The sequence below is a fragment of the Alkalibacterium sp. m-11 genome, from assembly GCF_054658155.1.
Map to the genome: position 1 here is coordinate 1 of NZ_BAAGIR010000132.1, position 5,261 is coordinate 5,261.

Sequence of the window (5,261 nt, forward strand, 5' to 3'; positions counted from 1 at the left end):
GAATTGTAGTTGCTTTTCTTGTAAAGTTGACATTGAGCACACCTCTTGTTTTTGTTGTTTTGGTCGACTTTACAATAACATAGAGTGTGCTCTTTTTGTATATTTTTTTCTTCACCCAACGGGTGAAGAAGGAATAGATTGATAAACCTTATCAAAGCGGGATAAATGCCTGTTCTGACAAGGTACTATGAATTATTCAGGTAGTGTATACTGAAATGGTCAGGACGAGTCAAATAATGACTAGCCCAGTGTACTTGTAACTAGGGAGGACTGACAATGAGAGGCATAGACATTGCCAGAATTTGCGATATATCTACCAGCACGTTGAAACACTATGAAGAGTGGGGACTAGTTCCAGAGATTCCAAGAACTGAAAGTGGGCATCGTCAATACTCAGATACTCACCTTAGTTATTTCAAAAGCATAGTCAAGTTGAATATCGGATACGGAATGGGGTTAGTCAAGGAAATCATGCCTCTGATACAGCAGAAGGAGTTTCTAAAGGCGCTCTGGATAGTTAACGCTTCACAGGCTGATCTTCAGAAAGAAAGAATTCAAGCTGAACAGGTCATTACTATGCTGGAAACAGAAGAGGTAGAATGGATCGATCAGATGAAACATCAGAATGTGACCTATACTATCGGAGAAGTTGCTGAAATAGCGGGAGTAAGAACATCTGGCATACGTCACTGGGAAAAAGAGCAGTTAATCATACCTACACGTGATTCAAGAAGCGGGTACCGTCTGTACACTCAAGCAGAAATAAAGCGTGTCATGATTATAAGAACGGTATCGCGAGCAGCAGGGTCATTGGATATTGTCAGGGAAGTACTTGAAGGGACAGATGCTGAGAATCTTAGACGTACAAAGGAACTGGCAGTTGAATCACTGACTTATATCGATCAGTCACTCATTGCCGGCATGAAAGCTATAGCGGAACTGACATTGCTGATTGACAGCCTGGCAGAACCTGGTGATGAGTGGACGGCTGAGAACTTAGGAAGCTATGCGTACTTCAGATAATAGGGCGCAGAGGAGACAGGAGAGCAGGATGTTTCCTGACAAAAATCGATGGAAAAGATGAAGGGGTAAAAAGCGATAATCCAATCGCAGTTCGGATAGGTTCGACCTATAAAGCATTACTTAAATATGATATGATAAAGTCATGTTTGATAAATTGCAAAGGAGCTAAACTATGACTACTGCAGTAGTAAAAATTCACGAGCTAGTAGATGCGATGGACGATATCACCGTTGTCGTCGGAGAAGAGCATCTAGATAGAGAAATCACAATCAGTGATCTGTCCCGTCCGGCCCTTGAGCTGACAGGCTATTTCAGCTTTTATCCACAGAATAGAATACAGCTGCTAGGAAAAACTGAATTGTCGTTTACAGAGCGTATGACAAGTGATGAGCGTTATATTATCATGAAGAGAATGTGCCAGGCAGATACACCAGCATTCCTAGTGTCGAGAAATCAAGAACCGCCGCAGGAACTGATCAAGGCAGCTGAAGAAAAGGGTATCCCAGTTCTGTTATCTAAACGGTCAACAACCAGACTGTCTTCAAATGTGACGAATTTCCTGGAAGAAAGACTGGCCGAGCGCATTTCTCAGCATGGTGTGCTAGTCGACATCTACGGGATGGGTGTTCTGATAATCGGAGACTCCGGAATAGGAAAATCTGAAACGGCACTTGAACTGATCCAGCGGGGGCATCGCCTCGTTGCAGATGACAGAGTCGAGCTATATATGATGGATGAGCGCCGGATCATAGGAGAACCACCTGAAATCTTAAGACATCTGATCGAAATCAGAGGGATCGGTGTTATCGATGTAGTGAATCTGTTTGGTGTAGGATCGATCCGTTCCAAGAAAACAGTAGATCTGGTCATCAATCTGGAACATTGGGACAAGAACCGCCAGTATGATCGTCTGGGACACAATCTTGACAATATGCGTTTCTTTAACGTCGACATTCCAAAACTGTCTATTCCAGTAAAAGTTGGACGTAACCTGTCCATCATTATTGAAATAGCTACGATGAATATTCGTGCTAAAGAAATGGGTTATGATGCGACCAAAACCTTTGAAACAAACTTGAATAATCTGATCCAGCAGAACACTATGGATAATCAGCAGAATAATTAATGGAGGAAATTGTATGAACAGTATTATAAGTAGCATAGATCCTATCGCATTTCGTCTCGGCCCATTAGAAGTGGCCTGGTACGGCATTATCATTGTGACGGGGATGTTTGCGGCAGTCTGGCTGAGCATGAAAGAATCGGGTAGAAGAGGCATCGAAGAAGATTTTATTGTCGATATGGCCTTCTGGATCATTCCTGCCGGTATAATTGGAGCACGGTTGTATTATGTGCTATTCGAACTTCAGACCTACCTCGCCGATCCAATCAGGATCTTTTACTTCTGGGAAGGTGGACTTGCTATATATGGCGGTCTGATTCTCGGTTTTATTACACTATACTGGTACGCGAACAAGCGGAACGTTCCTTTATGGCTGCTGGTTGATATTCTCGCCCCTCACGTTATGCTAGCACAGGCAATCGGCCGCTGGGGCAATTTCATCAACCAGGAGGCTCACGGAACAGAAGTCACACGACAGTTTCTGGAAAGGCTGCAGCTTCCTGATTTTATCATTAACCAGATGAACATCGACGGCAGTTACTATCACCCGACGTTCCTTTATGAGTCCGTCTGGAATCTGATCGGCTTTGCCATTCTTATGACTCTGCGAGCTAAAACGAAACTGTTCAGACGTGGAGAAGTGTTCTTCAGCTACCTCATATGGTACGGATTCGGTCGTTTCTTTATCGAAGGACTGCGTACAGACAGTTTATATATTGGTGGAGGACTGAGAGGGTCACAAGTACTTTCACTTGTGCTGTTCGTTGTCGGTATTGGACTGATCATCTACAGAAGATTATATGTCTACCCGACACCGCCTTATTATACGGTCGGTATCGAACCTGAAAAGATATTTGAAGAGAAGCGCCGGAAATATGAGAAAAGTAAGAAGTAAGTCATGAGTGAGGAGAGAAATCAGTGAACAAGACGATTGCTGTACTAGGAGCAGGATCCTGGGGAAGTGCCCTGGCTACTGTCCTCTTTGAGAACGGACATGACGTCAGACTCTGGACAAGAGACCCTCATCAGGCAGAAGAAATTACCAGAAACCATACAAATAAACACTACCTTCCAGAATTCACCTTTCCTGAAGGAGTGACGGCTAGCACTAACCTGAAAGAAGTGATATCAGATGCAGATATCATTCTGTTTGTCATTCCGACAAAGGGAATCCGACAGACTGCACAACAGATCAATTCGCTTCTTGACCATCAAGTGACGGTGGTCCATGCTTCAAAAGGACTCGAGGCCGAAACACATAAACGTATATCGACCATACTTGAAGAAGAGATTGAGCCTGACAGGATGACCGGGATTGTAGCCCTGTCCGGTCCCAGCCATGCAGAGGAAGTCGTAGCGAAAGATCTGACGACTATTACGGCCGCCTCTGAAAATATAGAAGCAGCCCGACTGACTCAGAATATATTTTTAAATGATTACTTCAGGGTTTACACAAATGAAGACATCATAGGTGTAGAAATTGGCGCTGCCTTAAAGAATATTATTGCGTTGGGCGCCGGTGTAATCGCGGGTCTGGGTTATGGCGATAATGCCAAGGCTGGTTTAGTCACGCGAGGGCTTGCTGAAATAAGTAGATTAGGTCTGGAGCTTGGTGCGGATCCACTAACATTTATGGGGTTAAGCGGGGTGGGAGATCTCATCGTTACCTGTACGAGCCCGCATTCCAGAAACTGGCGGGCAGGCTATCAGATCGGTAAAGGCAAAAAGGTGGAAACAATTCTTGATGAAATGGGCATGGTTGTTGAAGGAATATCCACCACCAAGGCAGCATATGAACTGGCTCAAGAGTTCAATATTGAAATGCCGATCACGGAGGCTATTTATAACGTCGTTTACAATGACTCTGATGTGAAATATGTTATACTTAATTTAATGAAGCGTGAAGGAAAGTCTGAATAAACTAATGTTGAAAGCGCGTATACTTAAGATAAGAAGGAGTAGAGAACTATGCAGAAAGTAAGAAAAGCCATTATTCCAGCAGCAGGATACGGCACACGGTTTTTACCTGCTACAAAGGCTATGCCTAAAGAAATGATTCCGATCGTGGACAAACCGACGATTCAGTTTATCGTAGAGGAAGCCATCGCATCTGGTATTGAAGATATTCTGATTATTACGGGAAAACTGAAGCGTCCGATCGAAGATCACTTTGATTCAAATCCGGAGTTGGAAGAGAACCTTCGGGCAAAAGGAAAAGACGAACTGCTTGAACTAGTCGAAGAGACAACGGGTCTGAACCTGTATTTCGCCAGACAGGCGTATCCTCTGGGGCTGGGTCATGCGGTCCTTCAGGCGAAAGCTTTTGTAGGGAACGAACCTTTTGTCATCATGCTGGGAGACGACGTCATGGCTGACGAAGTGCCTTTGACTAAGCAGCTGATCGAGGGATATGAGAAGACTCATGCCTCAAACATTGCTGTAATGAAAGTGCCGCATGAAGAAACGTCCAGTTACGGCATCATCGATCCTGAAGCTGAGGCAGGGGAAGGCTTATACAACGTACGCAAGTTTGTTGAAAAACCTGATCCGGATGAAGCCCCTAGTGATTTGGCGATTATCGGCCGTTATCTGATGACTCCGGAGATTTTTGACATTCTTGAAAATCTTGAGCCTGGAAAAGGTGGAGAAATCCAGCTTACGGATGCGATTGACATATTAAACAAAACACAGCGGGTGTTTGCCAAGGAATTCAAAGGTGAGCGTTACGATGTCGGAGACAAGTTCGGCTTCCTGAAAACAACAATTCAATACGGTTTGAAACACCCTCAAGTGAAAGACAACTTGAGGCAATATATTGTGGATCTTGCTAAAGACCTGGAAAATGGAAACGTTGAAAATAAAATGGATGCAGAAGCTCATGAACTTGAGCATGCAAAAGAGTAGAGCAGACAGAAGACGATAGCAGAAGTCAGGCTCCTTTTATAGTGAACAGAAGAGCTGTAGCTGTTTATTATAAGGGGAGTTTTATTTGAATTTACCCAAAATTTTATGATTTCCTGAACGGTGACAAAAGCCCGAGGTATACACATGTGGAAAACATGGTATCCTCGGGCTTTTGAGCAGTCCACAGCTTAAATCTGTGGACTAATTTCAT

5 protein-coding genes are annotated in these 5,261 nt (G+C 43.9%); all 5 read left to right on the top strand.

All coding sequences use genetic code 11. The features are described 5' to 3' along the window. Positions 1-276 precede the first annotated feature (276 nt). The 5 genes from ACYQ2O_RS10330 (at position 277) to galU (ending at position 5,050) form a co-directional block, all read left to right on the top strand. Positions 277-1,023, top strand: a complete 747-nt coding sequence (locus tag ACYQ2O_RS10330; protein WP_459796559.1) for a MerR family transcriptional regulator — start codon at positions 277-279, stop codon at positions 1,021-1,023. A gap of 172 nt (positions 1,024-1,195) precedes the next feature. Further along, positions 1,196-2,149: an HPr(Ser) kinase/phosphatase gene (gene hprK / locus ACYQ2O_RS10335; protein ID WP_346023645.1), complete on the top strand. Its 954-nt coding sequence runs from the start codon at positions 1,196-1,198 to the stop codon at positions 2,147-2,149. Positions 2,150-2,162: 13 nt separating this feature from the next. Then, a complete protein-coding gene (gene lgt / locus ACYQ2O_RS10340; RefSeq protein ID WP_346023646.1) occupies positions 2,163-3,041 on the top strand; it encodes a prolipoprotein diacylglyceryl transferase in 879 nt (292 codons plus the stop codon). A gap of 23 nt (positions 3,042-3,064) precedes the next feature. After that, the gene (locus ACYQ2O_RS10345; protein WP_346023647.1) at positions 3,065-4,066 is read left to right on the top strand and encodes an NAD(P)H-dependent glycerol-3-phosphate dehydrogenase; all 1,002 of its coding nucleotides are present in this window, start codon (positions 3,065-3,067) and stop codon (positions 4,064-4,066) included. Between the two features lie 48 nt (positions 4,067-4,114). Continuing rightward, positions 4,115-5,050, top strand: coding sequence for a UTP--glucose-1-phosphate uridylyltransferase GalU (gene galU / locus ACYQ2O_RS10350; RefSeq protein WP_091265145.1), 936 nt, complete (start codon positions 4,115-4,117; stop codon positions 5,048-5,050). The last annotated feature ends 211 nt before the right edge of the window (positions 5,051-5,261 follow it).